This window comes from Pseudomonas sp. FP1740, assembly GCF_030687165.1.
Taxonomy (GTDB): Bacteria; Pseudomonadota; Gammaproteobacteria; order Pseudomonadales; family Pseudomonadaceae; genus Aquipseudomonas.
In genome coordinates this window covers 1,843,807-1,863,855 of the sequence record NZ_CP117461.1, presented here as the reverse complement: position 1 = coordinate 1,863,855, position 20,049 = coordinate 1,843,807, and the positions used below count along the sequence as shown (strand labels likewise).

Annotated in this window: 19 protein-coding genes; 12 read left to right on the top strand and 7 right to left on the bottom strand. The window is 59.6% G+C overall.

Features of this window, described 5'->3' with window-relative positions; all coding sequences use genetic code 11:
- Positions 1-56: 56 nt before the first annotated feature.
- Entirely contained in the window at positions 57-1,307 is a 1,251-nt protein-coding gene (kynU, locus tag PSH69_RS08250; protein ID WP_305411638.1) for a kynureninase, read from the bottom strand.
- Between the two features lie 209 nt (positions 1,308-1,516).
- Here kynU and PSH69_RS08245 point away from each other — a divergent pair, with 209 nt between their 5' ends.
- Positions 1,517-1,990: an Lrp/AsnC family transcriptional regulator gene (locus tag PSH69_RS08245; protein WP_007939165.1), complete on the top strand. Its 474-nt coding sequence runs from the start codon at positions 1,517-1,519 to the stop codon at positions 1,988-1,990.
- 13 nt (positions 1,991-2,003) lie between these two features.
- On the opposite strand, the gene PSH69_RS08240 is transcribed toward PSH69_RS08245, so the two are convergent.
- The 5 genes from PSH69_RS08240 to PSH69_RS08220 form a co-directional block, all read right to left on the bottom strand.
- On the bottom strand, positions 2,004-3,017 hold the full coding sequence (locus tag PSH69_RS08240; RefSeq protein WP_305411637.1) for an AraC family transcriptional regulator: 1,014 nt from the start codon (positions 3,015-3,017) through the stop codon (positions 2,004-2,006).
- Positions 3,018-3,039: 22 nt separating this feature from the next.
- A complete protein-coding gene (locus tag PSH69_RS08235; RefSeq protein ID WP_305411636.1) occupies positions 3,040-4,443 on the bottom strand; it encodes an amino acid permease in 1,404 nt (467 codons plus the stop codon).
- 98 nt (positions 4,444-4,541) lie between these two features.
- Positions 4,542-5,396, bottom strand: coding sequence for a tryptophan 2,3-dioxygenase (gene kynA, locus PSH69_RS08230; protein ID WP_305411635.1), 855 nt, complete (start codon positions 5,394-5,396; stop codon positions 4,542-4,544).
- Positions 5,393-6,058, bottom strand: coding sequence for an arylformamidase (gene kynB, locus PSH69_RS08225; protein ID WP_305411634.1), 666 nt, complete (start codon positions 6,056-6,058; stop codon positions 5,393-5,395). The genes kynA and kynB overlap by 4 nt, the downstream gene beginning before the upstream one ends.
- A gap of 223 nt (positions 6,059-6,281) precedes the next feature.
- On the bottom strand, positions 6,282-6,722 hold the full coding sequence (locus PSH69_RS08220) for a heme-binding protein (protein ID WP_007939170.1): 441 nt from the start codon (positions 6,720-6,722) through the stop codon (positions 6,282-6,284).
- 266 nt (positions 6,723-6,988) lie between these two features.
- Between PSH69_RS08220 and gcl the strand changes: the two genes are divergently transcribed.
- The 8 genes from gcl (at position 6,989) to PSH69_RS08180 (ending at position 16,626) form a co-directional block, all read left to right on the top strand.
- Positions 6,989-8,764 carry a glyoxylate carboligase gene (gene gcl / locus PSH69_RS08215; protein ID WP_305411633.1) on the top strand — a complete coding sequence of 592 codons (1,776 nt, stop codon included), beginning with the start codon at positions 6,989-6,991 and terminating at the stop codon, positions 8,762-8,764.
- A 145-nt stretch (positions 8,765-8,909) separates the two neighbouring features.
- The gene (gene hyi, locus PSH69_RS08210; RefSeq protein WP_018925087.1) at positions 8,910-9,692 is read left to right on the top strand and encodes a hydroxypyruvate isomerase; all 783 of its coding nucleotides are present in this window, start codon (positions 8,910-8,912) and stop codon (positions 9,690-9,692) included.
- A 188-nt stretch (positions 9,693-9,880) separates the two neighbouring features.
- Complete coding sequence (locus PSH69_RS08205; RefSeq protein ID WP_305411632.1) at positions 9,881-10,771, top strand: 2-hydroxy-3-oxopropionate reductase; 891 nt, start codon at positions 9,881-9,883, stop codon at positions 10,769-10,771.
- 165 nt (positions 10,772-10,936) lie between these two features.
- Positions 10,937-12,217, top strand: coding sequence for a glycerate kinase (locus PSH69_RS08200; RefSeq protein WP_305411631.1), 1,281 nt, complete (start codon positions 10,937-10,939; stop codon positions 12,215-12,217).
- Positions 12,207-13,622, top strand: coding sequence for a pyruvate kinase (gene pyk, locus PSH69_RS08195; protein ID WP_305411630.1), 1,416 nt, complete (start codon positions 12,207-12,209; stop codon positions 13,620-13,622). The genes PSH69_RS08200 and pyk overlap by 11 nt, the downstream gene beginning before the upstream one ends.
- A 138-nt stretch (positions 13,623-13,760) precedes the next feature.
- On the top strand, positions 13,761-14,675 hold the full coding sequence (locus PSH69_RS08190) for an urea transporter (RefSeq protein ID WP_305411629.1): 915 nt from the start codon (positions 13,761-13,763) through the stop codon (positions 14,673-14,675).
- 21 nt (positions 14,676-14,696) lie between these two features.
- The gene (locus PSH69_RS08185; protein ID WP_305411628.1) at positions 14,697-15,521 is read left to right on the top strand and encodes an ion transporter; all 825 of its coding nucleotides are present in this window, start codon (positions 14,697-14,699) and stop codon (positions 15,519-15,521) included.
- A 106-nt stretch (positions 15,522-15,627) separates the two neighbouring features.
- Entirely contained in the window at positions 15,628-16,626 is a 999-nt protein-coding gene (locus tag PSH69_RS08180) for a sulfate ABC transporter substrate-binding protein (RefSeq protein WP_086945851.1), read from the top strand.
- 57 nt (positions 16,627-16,683) lie between these two features.
- On the opposite strand, the gene PSH69_RS08175 is transcribed toward PSH69_RS08180, so the two are convergent.
- Entirely contained in the window at positions 16,684-17,313 is a 630-nt protein-coding gene (locus tag PSH69_RS08175) for a hypothetical protein (RefSeq protein WP_305411627.1), read from the bottom strand.
- Positions 17,314-17,539: 226 nt separating this feature from the next.
- Between PSH69_RS08175 and PSH69_RS08170 the strand changes: the two genes are divergently transcribed.
- The 3 genes from PSH69_RS08170 to PSH69_RS08160 all read left to right on the top strand — a co-directional run bounded on the left by PSH69_RS08170 (position 17,540) and on the right by PSH69_RS08160 (position 20,029).
- The gene (locus tag PSH69_RS08170) at positions 17,540-18,745 is read left to right on the top strand and encodes an MFS transporter (RefSeq protein WP_305411626.1); all 1,206 of its coding nucleotides are present in this window, start codon (positions 17,540-17,542) and stop codon (positions 18,743-18,745) included.
- A 244-nt stretch (positions 18,746-18,989) separates the two neighbouring features.
- Positions 18,990-19,457, top strand: a complete 468-nt coding sequence (locus tag PSH69_RS08165; RefSeq protein ID WP_305411625.1) for a helix-turn-helix domain-containing protein — start codon at positions 18,990-18,992, stop codon at positions 19,455-19,457.
- Positions 19,454-20,029 carry a PIN domain-containing protein gene (locus PSH69_RS08160; RefSeq protein ID WP_305411624.1) on the top strand — a complete coding sequence of 192 codons (576 nt, stop codon included), beginning with the start codon at positions 19,454-19,456 and terminating at the stop codon, positions 20,027-20,029. The genes PSH69_RS08165 and PSH69_RS08160 overlap by 4 nt, the downstream gene beginning before the upstream one ends.
- The last annotated feature ends 20 nt before the right edge of the window (positions 20,030-20,049 follow it).

Here is a 20,049-nt window from a genome sequence, read left to right as displayed (position 1 = left end):
ACCGAAGCCCTGCTGCCGTGAAATTCGCGGCAGCAAGACAAAGGCGTCGGGGGGTATCAGGTGACGCTGTGGCGGATCTGGAATTGCTCTTGCGACCAGGTTTTCTGATCAAGTATTTCGCCGAGGATCTGCACCGCATCCCAGACCTCGGTGAAGCTGGTGTACAGCGGGGTGAAGCCGAACCGCATGATCCGCGGCTCGCGGTAATCGCCGATCACGCCACAGGCGATCAAGGCCTGGATCACCGCATAACCCTGGGGATGTTCGAAGCTGACATGGCTGCCACGCTTGGCGTGTTCGCGTGGAGTGACCAGGGTCAGCTCGTGAGCGGCGCAGCGCTGCTCGACCAACTGGATGAACAGGTCCGTCAGCGCCAGGGACTTGCTGCGCAGGCTGGCCATGTCGGTCTGGGCGAAGACATCCAGACCACACTCGATCATCGCCAATGAAGTGATGGGCTGGGTGCCGCACAAATAGCGGGCGATTCCGCTGCTCGGCTGGTAATGCGACTCCATGGCGAACTGCCGCGAATGACCAAACCAGCCGGACAGCGGTTGCGCCACCAGATCGCACAGCTCAGGGGAAACCCAGACGAAAGCTTGCGAGCCCGGACCGCCATTGAGGTACTTGTAGGTGCAACCGATGGCGTAGTCGGCGCGCGCCTGATGCAGATCGACCGGCACCGCCCCGGCGGAATGCGCCAGGTCCCAGATGGCCAGCGCGCCGCATTCATGGGTCAGCGCGGTCAGGGCCTGCATGTCGTGCATGTAGCCGGTCTTGTAGTTGACGTGGGTGAGCATGACCACCGCGGTGTCCTGGTCAATCGCTTGCGGCAGCTCTTGCGGGCTGTCGACCAGACGCAGGCTATAGCCCTGCTGCAGCATGTCCGCCAGACCTTCGGCGATATACAGGTCAGTCGGGAAGTTGCTGGTCTCGGTAACGATCACCCGCCGCGTCGGCGCCCGCGTGGCTTGCACGCGCAGGGCGGCGCTGAGCACCTTGAACAGGTTGATCGAGGTGGTGTCGGTCACCACCACTTCGCCGTCATCGGCGCCAATCAGCCCCGCCAGTCGATTGCCCAGACGTTCAGGCAGGTCGCGCCAGCCGGCGCTGTTCCAGCTGCGAATCAGGCCATTGCCCCATTCATCGGCGATCACTGCCTGAGCACGCGCCAGCGCTGCGACCGGGCGCGCGCCCAAGGAGTTGCCGTCGAGATAGATCACGCCTTCGGGGAGCACAAACTGCTTGCGCAGAGGGGCCAGAGCGTCCTGCGCATCAAGCGTCAGACAATCGTTTCTTGTAGTCATTGGGTGTCCTGCTTTTTGAAAGAAGTGCCGTCCGGGCAGATCGCGATAGTCGGGTGTGAGTGTCGTGTTTCAGGCGCTATTTGCGCCTTCACGGTGAGGAAATAATGAACGAAGCTTTAGAGAATTTTCGTGCAAAGTAAGCGGCCATCTAGTATTTATCTCGAAGAAAATTCGAATCCAACTCCAAATATCGCGGATTTATTCTAGTCATGACTCTCGACCCGACAGACCTGCGGATCCTGCACCTCTTGCAACGAGACGGCCGTATCAGCAACCACGAAATGGCAGAGAAGGTCGCACTGTCGCCGTCGGCCTGTTTGCGCCGTTTACGCTTGCTGGAAAGTGAAGGAATCATCACCGGCTATCGCGCGATGCTGAACGCAGAGAAGCTGGGAGTCGAACTGGAAGCCATCGTCCATGTGTCATTGCGACAGGACGTCGAGGACTGGCACGAGACCTTCATCAAGAAGGTCCAGTTGTGGCCGGAAGTGGTCACCGCCTACGTGATTACCGGGGCGAGCAACTATGTGCTGCGGGTCCAGGCGCGCAATGTCAAACACTTCTCCGACTTCATCGTCAACCAACTGAACCGCACGGCGGGGGTGACTGATATCCGCTCGGAAATCGTGTTGCAGAAAATCAAGGAGCGGGAGACGTTGCTTGATTTGGTGGTGCGTAAGTGAGCCGCCGGGATATTCAGACCCCGCGCATGCGCCGGGCTTCGTTACGCTGCAAGGTCGTGCTGGGGGACTCGTCGAACAACTTGCGGTATTCGGCGGAAAAACGTCCCAGATGCGTAAAGCCCCAGCCCATGGCAATCGCGGAAATATTGCGCGCCGAGCCGTGTTCGAGGATTTCCTGGCGCACAGCGTTCAACCGGTATTTTTTCAGGTAGACCATCGGCGACAGGGCGAAGTACTTCTTGAACGCCTCGCACAGCTTGAAACGCGAGACCCCGGCCGCGACCTCGATATCCTCCAGGTGCAAGGCTTCGCGAGCATTGTCGTGAATGTATTGTTTGGCTCTGATCAGGTAGTGCGGCAGTTTCACGCCAAGCACGTTGCGCAATTCTTCGGAGTAGTTGTTCGGCTGGGCGAGGATCAAACCTTTGATCAATGAGCTTTCGATGTCCCGAGTGAAGACTACCTGTTCGTACAGTTCATTGCTGCGTTCCAGCTCCGCGATGAAATAACGCGCCATGCGCCACCACGAGGCCGACGCGCCGTCCACCGCATCCATCACCGGCTCGAAACGCAGCGGCGTATCCAGCGGTCGCTGCAGCATGCCCTCCAGCGACTCGCTCATGGCGACGCGGGTGATCACCACCTGAACTTTGCGGCAGTCACCGGAGATCGCCAGCATCTGGTTCTCGTTCGGGGAAATGATCACCCCTTGATCGCGGTTGGATTTCGACACGCTGCCATTCTTGCTCAGCTCCTGCTCGCCCACCAAAGGCAAACTCAGGCTGTAACTACTGAAGTGCTCGGCGTCTTCGATATCGATGGTGACATCGGTGCCGTATGAGAGCGTGCCCAGGGTCGTGGCCATCGACTTGAACACATTGGCGCTGTGATGAAAGCGGATCCGCTCGGGCGTCGAAGTCTGGAGGCGGTGCGGCCCGCAGATACCAGACATCCAGTTCCTCGCACCCTCGAGGTCATAGTGATCGATACGAATGTCGCGAAACTGCGGATCAGCGTTGCTACTCATCACGGCGCACCCACGGCAAAGGCTATTGAACTATCGGCAAGGCCCGATCCTTGGCCATACGCATCCGGTAAAAACCGAAGATGATCAACACCCACACCGGTATCGCGAAGACTGAAGCGCGTATCCCTGGAATCATCAGCATGACGCAGACGATCATGGCCATGAAGGCCAGGCACAGGTAATTACTGTAAGGGAACCAGAACGCCTTGAAGCCCGGCACGATACCTCGCTGGCCCATGATTTTGCGAAATTTCAGGTGCGTCAGGCTGATCATCGCCCAGTTGATCATCAGCGATGCGACCACCAGTGCAAAGAGCAACTCAAGCGCTTCATGCGGGGCGAGGTAGTTAACCAGCACGGACAGCATGGTGATCAACGCAGATACGCCCAGCGCCAGTAGAGGCACGCCCTGCTTGTTCAGTTTCATCAGCGCCTTGGGTGCATCGCCCTGTTCGGCCAGGCCATAGAGCATGCGGCTGTTGCAGTAGACGCCACTGTTATAGACAGAGAGCGCCGCTGTGAGCACCACGAAATTGAGGATGTGCGCTGCGGTGTCACTGCCGATCAAGGAGAAGATCTGCACGAACGGGCTGCCGCTATAGGCATCGCCCGAAGCGCCCAGTGTCTGCAGCAGTTGATCCCACGGATACAGCGACAGCAACACGGTGAGTGCGCCGACGTAGAAGATCAGCACGCGATAAACCACCTGGTTGATCGCCTTGGGAATCACCTTACCCGGCTCGCTGGCTTCAGCGGCGGTGATACCGACCAGTTCCAGACCGCCGAAGGAGAACATGATGAACGCCATGGACATCAGCAATCCGGTGGTGCCGTTGGGAAAGAAGCCGCCGTGACTCCACAGATTGCTGACCGAGGCCTGCGGGCCGCCCGTTCCGCTGAACAACATGTAGCAGCCCAGGACGATCATGCCAATGATCGCGACAACCTTGATGATGGCGAACCAGAACTCCATTTCGCCGAAGACTTTGACGTTCATCATATTGATGAAATTGACCAGGACGAAGAACACCGCCGCGCTGACCCAGGAGGGGACTTCCGGCCACCAGAACTGCACGTACTTGCCGACAGCCGTCAACTCGGCCATGCCCACCAGCACATACAGCACCCAGTAGTTCCAGCCGGACAGAAAGCCGGCATAGCCGCCCCAGTATTTGTGGGCAAAATGACTGAAGGAGCCGGCCACCGGTTCCTCGACAATCATTTCGCCCAGCTGGCGCATGATCAGAAAGGCGATGAAGCCGGCAATCGCATAGCCGAGGATCATCGACGGCCCGGCCGATTTGAGGACTCCGGCAGAGCCGAGAAACAACCCGGTCCCTATCGCTCCGCCCAATGCGATCAGCTGAATATGACGATTTTTCAGCCCTCGCTTGAGCTCGCCTTGTCGCAAGATTTCATCCGCCATCTGGTTACCTTCTAATTGTTATGGTCAGGCATGGTTTGGATGCGTCAATTTACTCAATTGCCGCTCGGTTTAAGCGTTCAGACATCATTCTCGGCAAATTAAAGAGTTGAGCGCACTCGCCACAACTCCGGGAACAGCACGGTATCGAGCATCTTGCGCAGATAACCGACACCTTCTGTGCCACCGGTCCCTGGTTGAAAGCCGATGATCCGCTCGACCGTGGTCACATGCCGGAAGCGCCATTGACGGAACGAGTCCTCAAGGTCGATGAGTTTCTCCGCCAGCTGATAGAGATCCCAATAACGCGAAGGGTCAGTGTAGACCTCGCGCCAGGCGGCTTCGACCGACGCGTCATGCACCGTCGGACTGCTCGGGTCGCGTTCGAAACGCTGTGGGTCGATGGTCAAGCCTGCGCTGACCATCAAGCGAATCGCCTCGTCATACAGCGACGGTGTGGCGATTGCCTTTTCAAGCGCCTGCAACAGTTCCGGCCGATGCGCATGGGGGCGCAACAGGGTCGCGCTTTTGTTGCCCAGAATGAATTCGATCTCGCGGTACTGGAACGACTGAAAGCCCGATGACTGCCCCAGAAACGGCCGTATAGCGTGGTACTCGGTGGGTGTCATGGTCGCCAGCACCGTCCAGGCATGCACCAGCTGATCAAAAATCCGCGAGACCCGCGCCAGCATCTTGAACGCGGGCGGCAACTCTCCCAGTCGAATGTGTTCACGAGCGGCTTTGAGCTCGTGCAGCATCAGCTTCATCCACAGCTCTGACGTCTGATGCTGGATGATGAACAGCATCTCGTTATGGTCCGGAGATAACGGGTGCTGTGCGCTGAGAATGCGCCCCAGATCCAGGTAGTCGCCGTAGCTCATGGAGTCGGAAAAATTCAGCTCGGCGTTATGCCATTCTTCCGTCTGGTTTGCAGGTGAATAGGGGCATTGGCTCATTGAGTCGGCTCCTCAAGTTGCGGTTTATTCAGTGGACGCAAAATTGCCCTGACCGGACTGGCGTCCAGATGGGCAAAACGCAGCGGCAGCGCGATCAATTCATAGTCCCCTTCCGGGACGTCATCGAGCACGATGCCCTCGAGAATAGCCATGCCATGTCGGGCTACGGCATTGTGCGAATCCATGGTTTTGGATTGCTGAGGGTCCAGCGATGGCGTATCGATACCGATCAAGCGCACACCGAGGCTCGCCAGCAGGTCGACGGTTTCTTTGGCGACGGCGGTAAAATCCGGATCCCAGGCGCTCAATGGCGCTTGTCCCCAGGTGCGCAGCAGCACCCGTTCAGGCAGGTCTTGCAAGCGACCTTCAAGCTGCTCGGGGTGCACCAGCGGGCCGCTATTCAGGCAATGCAGCACACGGCAAGGCCCCATATAGACATCGAGCGACACATCGCCAATGGCCGCGCCATCAGCGCTGTAATGCAGCGGCGCGTCGACATGGGCACCCGTGTGAGGCGACAGGGTGATACGCCCGACATTCACCGGACACTCGGGTCCGAAGCTCCACACGCGCTCTTCCTGGAAAGGTGTGTCACCCGGCCAGGTAGGTGTAGCGGTGCTCAAAGGCGGGCTGATATCCCACCACGACAGTGTTGTTTTCATTGTAAAGCTCTCGGCCTGTTCCGAGAGAATGATACGAGTGATACCTCTGAATTTTCTTGCGAAAATATTCGGCAATAGCCAAATATTTCGCACAAAATTCTAAAAATCTGGAATTTACCGGATGGAAATTTCAACGAAGAAAGCAGGCAGCTAAAAAGCTGTTTTCGTCCGCAAGACGCTTTCGCGAGTAAGCTCGCGAAAGCGGTAAATCAGGCGCCGAAGATCAACCAGCCACCCCCGCATCCGCCTTCAACCCCTGCCCCTCGATCGCGCGGATCGCACACTGCTCATCGACATCTGACAGATCACCGCTGATGCCAACCGCCCCCAACACAGTCCCGTCCTGATCCCGAACCAACACGCCGCCGGGCACCGGGACGACGCTGCCCTGCCCCAGGCTATTCAGCGCGGCGAAGAAAGCCGGGCGTTGTTGGGCGTCCTGTGCCAGCAGGCGTGAGCCCTTGCCCAGGGCAATCGCGCCCCAGGCCTTGCCGATGGCGATCTGCGGACGCAGCAGGCTGGCGCCGTCTTCACGTTGCAGCGTTATCAGGTGCCCGCCGGCATCCAATACTGCAACGGTCAATGGCGCGGCAGAGATGGCCCGCCCTGCGGTGATGGCCTGATCGGCCAGGTTGACTGCAACTTTCAAGGTTAAAGCGCTCATGGTGCCGTCCTCATTTTGTTATTGGGAAAGCCGTTGGATTGCTTTTCGTTGCGCAATCCGATGCAACAAATAGAACACAATGAATTATTTTTTTGTATACAATAATTTTCGAAAAGCGCGACATGCGACGAAAAGCCACAGCTATTTGGGCTTCCGACGAATGAAACAGGCGCTTGAGAAAATGGATTGACCTGCGCCGTCCGCCGTGAATACACTCTGCGCAAAGCCACTTGTATACAATTACAAAACGTAAGAGGCACAAAACCATGAGCAAAATGAGAGCAATCGAAGCCGCCGTTCTGGTGATGCGCCGCGAAGGGGTCGATACCGCTTTTGGCATCCCGGGCGCCGCGATCAACCCGCTGTACTCCGCCTTGCAGAAGGTCGGTGGCATCGATCACGTCCTCGCTCGCCACGTTGAAGGCGCCTCGCACATGGCCGAGGGTTACACCCGCACCAAGGCCGGCAACATCGGCGTGTGCATCGGCACATCGGGACCTGCCGGTACTGACATGGTCACCGGGCTCTACAGCGCTTCGGCCGACTCGATCCCGATCCTGTGCATCACCGGGCAAGCACCGCGGGCCCGTATGCACAAGGAAGACTTCCAGGCCGTCGACATCACCAGCATAGTCAAGCCGGTCACCAAGTGGGCGACCACGGTTCTGGAGCCGGGCCAGGTGCCTTACGCCTTCCAGAAAGCCTTCTATGAGATGCGCTCCAGCCGCCCCGGCCCGGTGCTGATCGACCTGCCGTTCGACGTGCAGATGGCCGAAATCGAATTCGATATCGACGCCTACCAGCCGCTGCCATTGGCCAAGCCGAGCGCGACCCGCGTGCAGGTGGAAAAAGCCCTGGCCATGCTCGACCAGGCTGAACGCCCATTGCTGGTGGCCGGTGGCGGCATCATCAATGCCGACGCCAGCGAGTTGCTGGTGGAGTTCGCCGAGCTGACCGGTATTCCGGTCATCCCGACCCTGATGGGCTGGGGCACCATCCCGGACGATCACCCGCTGATGGTCGGCATGGTCGGCCTGCAAACCTCGCACCGTTATGGCAACGCCACGATGCTGAAGTCCGACGTGGTGCTGGGCGTCGGTAACCGCTGGGCCAACCGTCACACCGGTTCGGTCGACGTTTACACCGAAGGCCGCAAGTTCATTCACGTCGACATCGAACCGACCCAGATCGGCCGCGTGTTCACCCCGGACCTGGGCATCGTGTCCGACGCCGCTGCCGCATTGACCGTGTTCATCGAAGTCGCTCGCGAATGGCAAGCCGCTGGCAAGCTGAAAAACCGCAGCGCCTGGCTGCAAGACTGTCAGCAGCGCAAAGCCAGCCTGCAGCGCAAGACTCACTTCGACAACGTGCCGGTCAAGCCGCAGCGCGTTTACGAAGAGATGAACCAGGTGTTTGGCAAGGACACCTGCTACGTCAGCACCATCGGTCTGTCGCAGATTGCCGGCGCGCAGTTCCTGCACGTCTACAAACCGCGTCACTGGATCAACTGCGGCCAGGCCGGACCGTTGGGCTGGACCATTCCGGCCGCGCTCGGCGTGGTCAAGGCGGATCCGACCCGCAAGGTGGTGGCGCTCTCGGGCGACTACGACTTCCAGTTCATGATCGAAGAACTGGCGGTGGGCGCGCAGTTCAAGCTGCCGTACATCCACGTCGTGGTGAACAACTCGTACCTGGGGCTGATCCGTCAGGCGCAGCGCGGTTTCGACATGGACTACTGCGTGCAGCTGTCCTTCGACAACCTCAACGCTCCGGAACTCAACGGCTACGGTGTCGACCATGTCGCGGTCGCTGAAGGCCTGGGTTGCAAGGCGCTGCGAGTATTCGAACCGGGTCAGATCCAGCCTGCCCTGCGCAAGGCTCAGGAGATGATCGAGGAGTTCAAGGTGCCGGTGATCGTCGAGATCATTCTGGAGCGCGTGACCAACATTTCCATGGGCACCGAGATCAACGCCGTCAACGAATTCGAAGACCTGGCGCTGGTCGGCAACGATGCGCCAACGGCGATTTCGTTGCTCGATTAAGAATGACCTGACACCTGTAGCAGCTGCCGAGGTACGAGGCTGCGTTGCGTGTCCGCAGGACCGCCATCGGGGGGCCGCTTCGCAGCCCAACGCAGCCTCGTGCCTCGGCAGCTGCTACAGGCACATATTTTTACAGGAGACCACCATGCCGCGTTTCGCAGCCAACCTGTCCATGCTGTTCACCGAGCAGGATTTTCTTGCCCGTTTCGACGCTGCCGCCAAGGCCGGCTTCAGTGGTGTCGAATACCTGTTCCCCTATGACTTCAGCTCCGCCGAAATCAAGGCCAGGCTCGATGCCAACGGTCTGACCCAGGTGCTGTTCAACCTTCCGGCCGGTGACTGGGCCAAGGGCGAACGCGGTATCGCGTGCCTGCCGGATCGGGTCGAAGAGTTCCGCGCCGGTGTCGATCTGGCCATTGCCTACGCCCAAGTGCTGGGCAACACCCAGGTCAACTGCCTGGCCGGTATTCGCCCACAAGGCGTCGACGAGGCCACCGTGGAAAAAACCTTCGTCGCCAACCTCAAGTACGCGGCCGACAAGCTGCAAGCGGCGGGCATCAAACTGGTGATGGAAGCGATCAACACCCGCGACATTCCGGGCTTCTACCTGAACAACACGGCGCAAGCCCTGTCGATTCGCGAACAGGTCGGCAGCGCCAACCTGTTCCTGCAATACGACATCTATCACATGCAAATCATGGAAGGCGACCTGGCCCGCACCATGGCCGCGCACCTGGATGAGATCAACCACGTGCAATTGGCGGACAACCCAGGGCGCAACGAACCGGGTACCGGTGAAATCAACTACCGCTTCCTGTTCGAACACCTGGACCGCATCGGTTATCAGGGTTGGGTCGGCTGTGAATACAAGCCGCTGACCACGACCGAAGCGGGCCTGGGCTGGTTGAAAACCCATAACGCAATTTGACGTGTGGCGAGGGGGCTTGCCCCCGTTCGGCTGCGAAGCAGTCGTAAAACCTGCACACGCGCTCTACCTGATTCACTGCGCAAACAGTTTTGGGGCCGCTTCGCGACCCAACGGGGGCAAACCCCCTCGCCACAAAGAGCTCATCGGTCCAGAGCCGGGAGCCACACAAAAAACAAGAGGATTTTCTCATGGCTAAAATCGGATTTATCGGCACCGGCATCATGGGCCACCCAATGGCGTTGAACCTGCAGAAAGCCGGTCACAGCCTCTTCCTGTCGGCGCACCACGACGCCGCCCCTGCCGATCTGCTGGCTGCTGGCGCCGTTGCGCTGGCCAACCCGAAAGAAGTCGCCCAGGAAGCCGAATTCATCATCGTCATGGTGCCGGATACCCCGCAGGTCGATGACGTGTTGTTCCGCGCCGACGGCGTTGCGGCGGGCGTCAGCAAGGGCAAAGTCGTGATCGACATGAGCTCGATCTCGCCGACCGCCACCAAAACCTTCGCCGCCAAAATCAACGAAAAAGGCGCGCAATACCTCGACGCACCGGTTTCCGGCGGTGAAGTCGGCGCCAAGGCTGCAACCCTGAGCATCATGGTCGGTGGTGAAGCCGATGCCTTCGAACGCGCCCTGCCGCTGTTCCAGGCCATGGGCAAGAACATCACCCTGGTCGGTGGCAACGGCGACGGGCAAACCGCGAAAGTGGCGAACCAGATCATCGTCGCGCTGAACATCCAGGCCGTGGCCGAAGCGCTGCTGTTCGCCTCGAAAAACGGTGCCGACCCAGCGAAAGTACGTGAAGCGCTGATGGGTGGTTTCGCCTCGTCGAAGATCCTGGAAGTTCACGGCGAGCGCATGATCAAGGGCACCTTCGACCCGGGCTTCCGCATCAGCCTGCACCAGAAGGACCTGAACCTGGCCCTGGCCGGTGCGCGCGAGCTGAACATCAACCTGCCGAACACCGCCAATACCCAACAAGTGTTCAGCACCTGCGCGGCCATCGGTGGCAGCAACTGGGATCACTCGGCGCTGATCAAGGGCCTGGAACACATGGCGAATTTCTCGATTCGCGATAAATAACGCCTGCCCCGTACGGATCGTTCCCACGCTCTGCGTGGGAATGCATCCCGGGACGCTCCGCGTCCCTGCCGAGCGGACGCGGAAAGTCCAGTTGAGGCATTCCCACGCAGAGCGTGGGAACGATCATTAGCACCATACCCAGAACAATAAAAATTGGAGCCCGCCATGTCGGTCGATCCGCAACAATTGCTGCGCGAGCTGTTTGCCACAGCCATCGACGCGGCCCATCCGCAGCATGTCCTTGAAGCCCATTTGCCAACCGACCGCAGCGGTCGGGTGATCGTCATCGGCGCCGGTAAAGCCGCCGCAGCCATGGCCCAGGTGGTCGAACGCTGCTGGCAGGGTGAAGTATCTGGCCTGGTGGTGACCCGCTACGGCCACGGCGCCCCGTGCGAAAAAATCGAAGTGGTCGAAGCCGCGCACCCGGTGCCGGACGCTGCCGGTCTGGCCGTCGCGAAACGGGTTCTGGAACTGGTCAGCAACCTGAGCGAAGACGACCGTGTGATCTTCCTGTTGTCCGGCGGTGGCTCTGCCCTACTCGCCTTGCCTGCCGCCGGCATCACCCTGGCCGACAAGCAATCGATCAACAAAGCGCTGCTCAAATCCGGCGCGACCATCGGCGAGATGAACTGCGTGCGCAAGCACCTCTCGGCGATCAAGGGTGGGCGTCTGGGCAAAGCCTGCTGGCCCGCCACGGTTTACACCTATGCGATTTCCGATGTGCCAGGCGATCTCGCCACCGTCATCGCCTCCGGCCCCACCGTGGCCGACCCGAGCACCTCGGCTGAAGCGTTGGCGATCCTCAAGCGTTATGCCATCGAAGTCCCGGCCTCGGTGCGCAACTGGCTGCAAAGCCCCGAGTCGGAGACGGTCAAACCTGGCGACCCGAGCCTGGCCCGCAGTCATTTCCAATTGATCGCCCGCCCACAGCAGTCACTGGAAGCGGCGGCGGTGAAAGCCCGTCAGGCGGGTTTCAGCCCGTTGATTCTCGGCGACCTGGAAGGTGAATCCCGGGAAGTGGCGAAGGTCCACGCCGGCATTGCGCGGCAGATCGTCCAGCACGGTCAGCCGCTGGCGGCGCCGTGCGTGATTCTGTCCGGCGGCGAAACCACCGTCACCGTGCGCGGCAATGGCCGTGGCGGGCGCAACGCCGAATTCCTGTTGAGCCTGACTGACAGCCTCAAAGGCCTGCCCGGCGTCTACGCCCTGGCGGGTGACACTGACGGCATCGACGGCTCCGAAGACAATGCCGGCGCCATCATGACTCCGGACAGCTATGCCCGTGCCGCCGCCCTCGGCCTCACTGCCTGCGATGAGCTGGACAACAACAATGGCTATGGCTACTTCGCGGCGCTCGATGCACTGATCGTCACCGAGCCGACCCGTACCAACGTCAACGACTTCCGCGCCATTCTGATTCTCGAGAGCCCTAATCATGACGCCTGACAAGAAGGTCAAAATCCTCGCCACCCTCGGCCCGGCCACCGACGGGATCGACGATATCCGTGAACTGGTGCGCGCCGGGGTCAATATCTTTCGCCTGAACTTCAGCCACGGCGATCACGCCGACCACGCGCAGCGCTATCAGTGGATTCGTGAAGTCGAGCGCCAGCTGAATTATCCGCTGGGGATTCTGATGGACCTGCAAGGCCCGAAACTGCGGGTCGGCAAATTCGCCCGGGGCAAAGTGCAGCTATATCGCGGCCAGTCGCTGCGCCTGGATCTGGATGCGACGCCGGGGGACGAGCGCCGGGTCAACCTGCCCCACCCGGAAATCATCGCCGCGCTGGAGCCCGGCATGGACCTGCTGCTGGATGACGGTAAGTTGCGTCTGCGAGTGGTGACCAAGTACGCCGACGCCATCGACACCACGGTGCTCAACGGCGGCGAACTGTCGGACCGCAAAGGCGTCAACGTGCCGCAAGCGGTGCTCGACCTGAGCCCGCTGACCGCCAAGGACCGCCGTGATTTGAGCTTCGGTCTGGAGCTGGGGGTGGACTGGGTCGCGCTGTCGTTCGTGCAACGCCCGGAAGACATCCGCGAAGCCCGCGCGCTGATCGGCGACAAAGCGTTCTTGATGGCCAAGATCGAGAAGCCATCGGCCGTGGCTCAGCTGCGGGAAATCGCTGAATTGAGCGATGCGATCATGGTCGCTCGCGGTGATCTGGGTGTGGAAGTGCCGGCCGAAAGCGTGCCGCAGATTCAGAAAAACATCATCGGCACCTGCCGCCAACTCGGCAAACCGGTGGTGGTGGCGACGCAGATGCTGGAGTCGATGCGCTTCTCCCCGGCCCCGACCCGCGCCGAAGTCACCGACGTCGCCAACGCCGTGGCCGAAGGCGCGGACGCGGTGATGCTGTCGGCGGAAACCGCGTCCGGCGAGTACCCGCTGGAAGCCGTGCAGATGATGAGCAAGATCATCCGCCAGGTGGAAAACGGCCCGGATTATCAGACCCAACTGGACGTGAGCCGGCCAAAAGCCGAGGCCACGGTGTCGGACGCCATCAGTTGCGCGATCCGCCGCATCAGCAACGTGCTGCCGGTGGCGGTGCTGGTGAACTACAGCGAGTCCGGTACCTCGAGCCTGCGGGCCGCACGGGAACGGCCGACGGTGCCGATCCTCAACCTGACGCCAAACCTGCAAACCGCCCGGCGATTGACGGTGGCGTGGGGCGTGCACTCGGTGGTCAACGATCGACTGCGACAGGTGGATGAAGTGTGCTCGACGGCGCTGGAAATCGCCCAGGCACAGGGGATGGCTCAGCGCGGGGATACGTTGCTGATTACCGCGGGCGTGCCCTTCGGGCAGCCGGGGTCAACTAATTCGTTGCGCATCGAGACATTAATCTAACCCCCTCACAATGATCGTTCCCACGCTCTGCGTGGGAATGCAGCCCGGGACGCTTCGCGTCCCAAGAGCAGACGCAGAGCGTCCACTGAGGCATTCCCACGCAGAGCGTGGGAACGATCTGTACTGACTGCCCCCATCATGCCTGCCAACCACTTCAACACCCACTGCCCCGACTGGGCGACCGCCCTGCTTAACGGCTTCAGCCAGATCTTTCTCCAGCGCCATCCGCTGAGCGGGCTGTTGTGTCTGTTGGCGATTCTATTCACCGCGCCCGCTCTGCTCGGCGGTGCGCTGCTGGGCGGTGTCGCCGGGTTGCTTACCGCGCAACGTCGCGGGTATGCCAAGGCGGATCGTCAGGCCGGGCTGTTCAGTTACAACGGTATTTTGCTCGGCCTGCTGCTGAGCCTGTATTTCCCATGGTCAGCACTGTTGCCACCGCTGATCATCGCCTGCGGCGGCCTGAGTGCCATGCTCATTCAGCAATGGCTCAAAGGTGCTCGCGATCATCAATGTCTACCGGCGTACACCGCACCCTTCGTTGGGTTGAGCTGGTTATTGCTCGGCTTTGCCGCACCACAGCAACCCGCGCCGCTGATCGAACTGAACACCCTCAACCTGCTCACTGCCGAATTGAAAGGCCTGGGGCAAGTCATGTTTCTCGGCCATCCCCTGGCCGGCGCGCTGATTGCCGCCGGATTACTGATCGCCGATCGCGGCGCCTTTGTGTGGGCGCTGCTCGGCTCCGCCGCCGGCCTCGGATTTGCCCTTCTGCATGGCGAAACTTCAAATGCCTTGCAGGGTTTGAGCGGTTACAACGCGGTACTCGCCGCCCTCGCCTTCAGCCCGCAACGCCGCCAACCCTGGCTGCCGCCGCTCGGCATTCTGCTCGCGGTATTGCTCACGCCGGGGTTCGCCGCACTGGGCCTGGCAACGCTGACCGCGCCGTTCATTCTTGCCTGCTGGCTGATTCGCGCAGGCATTCGGGTGTTGCGTCAGGCCGCCATGGACAGCGCACCTTGCGCTAGCGGGGAGAATCACCCTAGGCTGCGCTGATTCTCGATTCAGGCGTTATCCATGGACAGCAGCAAAAACTGGCGTGAAGAGCTTTACGTCATGATCTTCCAGACCGACACCCAGGCCGGTCGGCGCTTCGACAGCATCTTGCTGTTGATCATCCTCGCCAGCCTGGTGATCGTGGTTCTGGACAGTATCGACAGCGTTCACCAGAACTACGCCGACGTGCTGGCATACATCGAGTGGGGCTTCACCGTCATTTTCATCATCGAATACGGCCTGCGCCTGTATTGCTCGCCCAAGCCGCTGCGCTACGCGTTCAGCTTCTATGGGTTGGTGGATTTGCTGGCGATCGTGCCCGGCATTCTCGCGCTGTATTACAGCGATGCGCAGTACCTGCTGATCATCCGGATCATACGAATGCTGCGGATTTTCCGCGTGCTCAAGCTCAGCCCGTATCTGAAACAAGCCAACTATTTGATGTCGGCGTTGCGCGGCAGCAAGCAGAAGATCGTGGTGTTTTTGCTCAGTGTCAGCACCCTGGTGACTGTGTTCGGCACCTTGATGTACGTGATCGAAGGCCCGGAACACGGCTTCACCAGCATCCCCAAAGGGATCTATTGGGCTATCGTCACGCTGACCACCGTGGGTTTCGGCGACATCGTGCCGAAGACGCCGCTGGGTCAGGTGATTTCGTCCCTGGTGATGATCACCGGTTACTCGATCATCGCCGTGCCGACGGGGATCTTTACCGCGGAACTGGCCAACGCCATGCGCGGTGAACAACTGCAACACGATTGCCCGATCTGCAAGAAAAACAGCCACGAGCATAGCGCGGCGTTCTGCTCTCGTTGTGGCAATGCGTTGTTCAAGAAAATGGAATAAGCAAAGTGTTTTTTAATCTTTAAGCGACTATGCGAGTCCGGCTATAGTCGCTGGCAAATTGCCAATAATCTCCATCGAACACGTTTGATAAAACAAGGAATGCGCAGTGAAAAAACTCTTTGGCGCCTCACTTCTGGCCGCTGGCCTGGCCTTGAGCAGCCTGGCTCAGGCCGCACCGACCCTGCTGAACGTTTCCTACGACGTGATGCGAGATTTCTATAAGGACTACAACGCTGCCTTCCAGAAACACTGGCAAGCCGAGCACAACGAAAACATCACGCTGCAGATGTCCTTCGGCGGCTCCAGCAAACAGGCACGCTCGGTGATCGATGGCCTGCCGGCTGACGTCATCACCATGAACATGGCCACCGACATCAACGCCCTGGCGGACAACGGCAAACTGGTCCCGGACAACTGGGTCACCCGCCTGCCGAACAACAGCGCGCCGTTCACCTCGGCCACCGTGTTCATCGTGCGCAAAGGCAACCCGAAAGCCCTGAAAGACTGGCCGGACCTGCTCAAGGACGGCGTACAGGTGATCGTCCCCAACCCGAAAACCTCGGGCAACGGCCGCTACACCTACCTCTCGGCCTGGGGCTATGTGCTGAAAAACGGCGGTGACGAAAACAAGGCAAAAGCCTTCGTCGGCAAACTGTTCAAACAAGCGCCGGTGCTCGATACCGGTGGCCGTGCAGCCACCACCACCTTCATGACCAACCAGATCGGCGACGTGCTGGTGACCTTCGAAAACGAAGCGGAAATGATTGCTCGCGAGTTTGGTCGTGACCAGTTCGAAGTGATCTACCCGAGTGTTTCCGCGGAAGCCGAGCCGCCGGTGTCGGTGGTCGATAAAACCGTCGACAAGAAAGGCACTCGCGCGGCTGCCGAGGAGTATCTGAAATACCTGTGGTCCCCGGAAGGTCAGGAAATTGCCGCCGCCAATTACCTGCGACCGCGTGATCCGGCGGTGTTGGCGAAATACACCGATCGCTTCCCGAAAGTGGATTTCCTGTCGGTGGAGAAGACCTTTGGTGACTGGCGCACCGTGCAGAAGACTCACTTCAATGATGGTGGGGTTTTCGACCAGATTTACAACGGCCAGTAATCACTGAGTTCAATGAAAGAGGCGACCTGTGAAGGTCGCCTTTTTTGTGGGATACCGTTACATCGGCGGTGTCACACCGTCCTTGCCGGCCGAAATGGATTGAGCGGTCAGTGTCCCGTCGGCACTCTGGGTCACAAACGTCACGATCTTCACGCCCACCTTCAGCAAGCTGCGGTCCCCCGACACCAGATTGACGATCGGCACATCCTCCGGCACCAGAATCGTCTGTTGGCCGCCCTTGTAATTGACGGTCAGAACCCGGCCGTTGCTGACCACCAGATCTCCTACGCTGCCATTGGTCATGCTGCTGCCCTTGACCAGATCAAAAGGCCGATGGCCGTCGCCGCTGCCGGCCAGTTCCGGCGGGAAGACGTGGACTTCCAGCGCTTTGAGAGTGCCGTCTTCCTGGGGCACGGCGGCCGAGCCGATGTAACTGCCGGGTTTGATGTCTTCGATGTTGGCCAGGGTGACGGCGCGGATTTTGGTGTCCTTGGTCAGGTTGATCACCACGTTTTCGCCGCTGCTGACGTGGACTTTCAACACGTCGGCGCTGACACCAGTGATCTCGCCGCGCACACCGATACGCATCCCCGGTGCGTCGCCGGCCTGAACAAGACCAGCCGTAAACAAGCTGATCAAGGTAACCACTGAAGCACTACGGATCAGGTGACGGAACATCGCATTCATGTTGAAGTGCCTTCCGGTTTATGGAACGAAAGAGAACATAAGCACGCTATCGAAGAACAGTGAATGTATCATCGGATCCCGATGGTCGGGCACAGATTCATCGCAGACTGCTCATGGGCGTCACTCATTGCGCAAAGGAATGATGACTATCACTCCAAACCCTCTTCCGCCGCTCTAGCCAGCCGTTTAGCCTCTGCGCACTTCTTCTTGTTCAGCGAGCTACATTATGAATCCAGCGACTCAGGTGCCCCACGGTACCGCGACAATGACCCGAGGGATGGTGCTGCTCTTTGCCTTCTGCTGTGGCGCGATCGTCGCCAACATCTACTACGCCCAGCCGATCATCGGCCTGATCGCGCCGGACATCGGCCTGACCGACACCATGGCCAGCCTGATCGTTTCGCTGACGCAGATTGGTTATGCGCTGGGCCTGTTCTTTCTGGTGCCGCTGGGCGATCTGCTGGAAAACCGCCGCTTGATGATCATCACCACCGCGGTGGCGATTGCCAGTCTGCTGGGCGCGGCGTTCACCGATCAGCCGAACGTGTTTCTGCTGATTTCGTTGCTGGTGGGTTTCAGCTCGGTGTCGGTACAGATCCTGATTCCGCTGGCCGCCCACCTGACGCCGGAAGCGTCGCGCGGCCGCGTGGTTGGCGGGATCATGGGCGGTCTGCTGTTGGGGATTCTGCTGGCACGGCCGGTGTCCAGCGTAGTGGCTGACCACTTCGGCTGGCGTGCGATGTTCGTCATTGCCGCAGCGTTGATGGCTGCAATCAGCATCGTCCTGGCCCTGACGGTGCCCAAGCGCCAGCCTGATCACAGCGCCTCTTATGGCCAGCTACTGGGTTCGCTCTGGACGCTGCTGCGCCAGCAACCGGTGTTGCGTCAACGGGCCTTTTACCAAGCCTGCATGTTCGCCACGTTCAGCCTGTTCTGGACTGCCGTGCCGCTGGAACTGATGCGCAATCATGGCTTGTCGCAAACCCAGATCGCGATCTTCGCCCTGGTCGGAGCCATCGGCGCGATTGCCGCGCCCATCGCCGGTCGACTGGCCGATGCCGGCCACACCCGCAACGCCTCGCTACTGGCCATGCTGTTCGCCAGCCTGAGCTTCCTGCCGGCCTTCATCCACCCGGCCTACAGCGTCATCGGCCTGGCCGTGACCGGCGTGGTGCTGGATTTCTGCGTGCAGATGAACATGGTCCTCGGCCAGCGCGCGGTCTACACCCTCGACGCCAAAAGCCGCGGTCGTCTGAATGCGCTGTACATGACCAGCATCTTCATCGGCGGCGCGTTCGGCTCATCGGTGGCCAGTGCGGTGTACGAACACGGTGGCTGGTTGTGGGTCGTGATTGTCGGCAGCGTGTTTCCGTTGCTGGCGTTGTTGCGGTTTTTGAGTGCTTCGGAGAAGCCTGCACTGGCGACGGCGTAACAACGTTAGAAACATCGTGAACAAACGTAAGTCCCTGTGTGAGCGGGATTGCCCGCGAAAGCGTCAGGTCAGTCGACATTTCTGCTAAATGTCACACCGCCTTCGCGAGCAAGCCTACACACCCGATCTCCAGCACTAACGTGATTGCATATGGAGCTGAAAAGCCGGTCGTTTCGTTTATTGCGATTTTCGTTTGATTCGAATAGCCTTCCAATATCGATTATTCAGAATATTGGAAAGCATCATGTCACCAGTTATCCATCCCCCCCTTAACCTGCCCATGGAGCGTGAGGTCCAGGCCGCTATCGAAGGTCAGCGCGCCTTGGCTGCCTACCTCGCCACCCAATTCGAAACTCAGCATATCCAGATTTTCGATGAGCAGAATGAAGCACACAGCGTCGAACTTCCCACCTCAGCGCTTCGGTTGCTTGTCGACATCCTGGCAGAGCTCGCTGCAGGCAACGCCGTCAAAGTGGTCCCGGTACACGCTGAACTGACCACCCAGGAAGCGGCGGACTTGCTCAATGTCTCACGCCCGCACCTGATCAAACTGCTGGAGTCCGGTGAGTTGTCCTACCACAAAACCGGCAAGCACCGACGTGTGCGCTTTACCGATTTGATGGACTATAAAACCCAGCGCGACATAGCCAGCGAGCAAGCAATGACGTTTCTCGCCGAGCAGGCACAAGCGTTAAGGACAGGATACGAGTGAGGCACTCCCCTTTTACCGCTGTATACGACGCATGTGTTTTGTACCCCGCCCCCTTGAGAGATTTTTTGATGTGGCTTGCGCTCTCCGGGCGCTTCAGGGCGCGATGGTCACTGGAGATACATAACGAATGGAAGCGCAATCTACTGAAGAACCGCCCGGACCTGACAACAGAGCAGTTGGATCGCACGTCCGACTTGATCGATCAGGCCATACCTGATGCTTGCGTCTACGGTTACGAAAGGCTGATCGAAGGGCTAACACTGCCTGATGTCGATGACCGACATGTTCTGGCTGCCGCTATACGCTGCAATGCCAGTGTCATCGTGACCTTTAACCAGAAAGATTTTCCGGATGAAACACTGGGAGCCTTTGGCATCGAAGCCCAGCATCCTGACGAGTTCGTCGATAACCTCTTTGATCCGGACCCGGCAGCAGTTGTTGCGGCAGCACAACGACAACGCAAACAGCTAAAGACGCCGCCGATGGATGTCACCACTTATCTCGAACTGCTGTTACGCCAGGGCCTGAATCGGTCGAGCAAGGCGTTGACCCACTATCAGGCGATTCTTTAATCGCCCTTCATAAATGCCGA